The following is a 2017-nucleotide window of genomic DNA, read 5'->3' as shown; positions in this document are numbered from 1 at the left end:
GCGGGGGGGGGGGGGCGCCCCCCCCCCCCCCCGCCCGGGCGGGGTGCCCTGGAGCGCTCTTCAACTCCTAGCGTCGGCGCACGTCATCACACGACCGACGCAAGGGGACCACCGTGCGCTGCACACTGTTCGGCAGGACCGGCCTCCGGGTGAGCGAGCTGAGCCTGGGTGCCATGACCTTCGGCGAGGACTGGGGCTGGGGGGCCGCCAAGGAGACCAGCCGACGGCTGCTGGACCTCTACGCGGACGCGGGCGGCAACTTCATCGACACCGCCAACAACTACACCGGCGGCAGTTCGGAAGCCATCCTCGGCGAGTCGCTCGAGGGCCGCCGGGAGGGCTTCGTCCTGGCCAGCAAGTACACCTGCGCGACCCGCGAGGGCGATGTGAACGCGGCGGGCAATCACCGCAAGAACCTGGTGCGTTCGGTGGAGGACAGCCTGGAGCGGCTGCGCACCGACCGTCTCGATGTCCTGTGGGTGCACGCCCGGGACAACTTCACCCCCGCCGAGGAGGTGATGCGGGCGCTCGACGATCTGGTGCGGGCCGGAAAGGTGCTGTACATCGGGGTGTCCGACTGGCCCGCCTGGGAGATCGCCCAGGCCAACACGCTGGCAGAGCTGCGCGGCTGGACCTGCTTCGCGGGCTCACAGCTGCGCTACAACCTGCTGGAGCGCACCCCCGAGCGCGAACTCCTCCCCCAGGCCCGCGCCTTCGACCTGGCCGTGCTGGCATGGGGCCCGCTCGCGGGCGGCAAGCTCACCGGGAAGTACCGCCACGGTGAGCCGGGACGGCTCACCACCCATGCCACCTGGGACGACCGCACGGAACACAACGAGGAGGCCACCATCACCGCGGTGCTGGAGATCGCCGAACAGGGCGGCTGGACCCCGGCCCAGGTGGCGCTGGCCTGGCTGCGCGGCCGCCCCGGCACCGTCATCCCGATCGTCGGCGTCACCCGGGAGTCCCAGCTCACCGACGCCCTCGGATCAGTCGACGTCCGGCTCGACGCCGCTGCCGTGGCACGGCTGGACGAGGTCAGCGCGGTGCCGCTGGGCTTCCCGCATGACTTCGTACGGGACCCGGGCATCACCGAGAACATCTACGGCGACCGCTGGGCCGAGATCGACGACCGCCGCTCCACCCACCGCCGCGCCACGAGCGGAATCCTCTAGGAGCGCCGGCGGCGGCAGCGCGCGCCGCGCCCTGGTGGCGCGGGCCGTCCCTACGATGGGTGGGGCCAGCGACGATCGGTACGACAGGAGCGATCCCCCATGCCCGAGGCCCCGAAGCCGACCGGCTCCCCCGCCCGCCGACACGTCACCTTCCCCAGCGCTGGAGCCACCGCGCACGGCTATCTCGCGCTGCCGCCGTCCGGGCAGGGCCCGGGGTTGATCGTCATTCAGGAGTGGTGGGGCCTGGACCATCACATCGCCGATGTCACCGACCGGCTGGCCCGCGAGGGCTTCGTCGCGCTGGCCCCCGATCTGTACGGGGGCAGCGTCGCCCACAGCGCCGACGAGGCGTACCGGATGATGCAGGAGCTGCCGGTGGGGCGCGGGGTCGAGCTGCTCTCCGGGGCGGTGGACCATCTCCTCGGCCGGCCCGAGGTCACCTCCGACACCGTGGGGGCGGTCGGCTTCTGTATGGGCGGCGGCTTCGTGCTGTATCTGGCCGCCGCCGATTCCCGGGTCAGCGCGGCGGTGCCCTTCTACGGCGTCATCCAGGGCGAGCTGCCGGACTTCTCGGGGCTGCGGGCCGACATCCTGGGCCATTTCGGGGAGAACGACAACACCATTCCGCTGGACGGTCTGGAGCGGCTGCGCCGGGTCATGCGGGAGGAGTCCGGCGTGGAGCCGGATTTCCGGCTCCACCCCGCGGGTCACGCCTTCTTCAATGACGAGCGCCCGTCCTATCACGCGGAATCCGCGGCAGCCGCCTGGCAGAGCACGCTGGGCTTCCTGCACCAGCGGCTGGACTGAAGAAATCGGCTCACCCCCGGAAAGGGCCTTAAGGC

The 2017-nt window shown here is 71.7% G+C and carries 2 protein-coding genes; both read left to right on the top strand.

The genetic code is table 11. From position 1 onward, the window contains the following. Nucleotides 1-113: 113 nt before the first annotated feature. Nucleotides 114-1175 carry an aldo/keto reductase gene (locus tag ACFXB5_RS53580; RefSeq protein ID WP_385223332.1) on the top strand — a complete coding sequence of 354 codons (1062 nt, stop codon included), beginning with the start codon at nucleotides 114-116 and terminating at the stop codon, nucleotides 1173-1175. Nucleotides 1176-1274: 99 nt separating this feature from the next. Beyond that, nucleotides 1275-1982, top strand: coding sequence for a dienelactone hydrolase family protein (locus ACFXB5_RS53575; protein WP_385223330.1), 708 nt, complete (start codon nucleotides 1275-1277; stop codon nucleotides 1980-1982). Nucleotides 1983-2017 lie beyond the last annotated feature (35 nt).

Origin of the sequence: Streptomyces sp. NPDC059455, assembly GCF_042750115.1 — a bacterium.
GTDB lineage: Bacteria > Actinomycetota > Actinomycetes > Streptomycetales > Streptomycetaceae > Streptomyces > Streptomyces endocoffeicus.
Note: the sequence above shows the minus strand (reverse complement) of the source record. Positions and strands in the feature narration are given on the sequence as shown.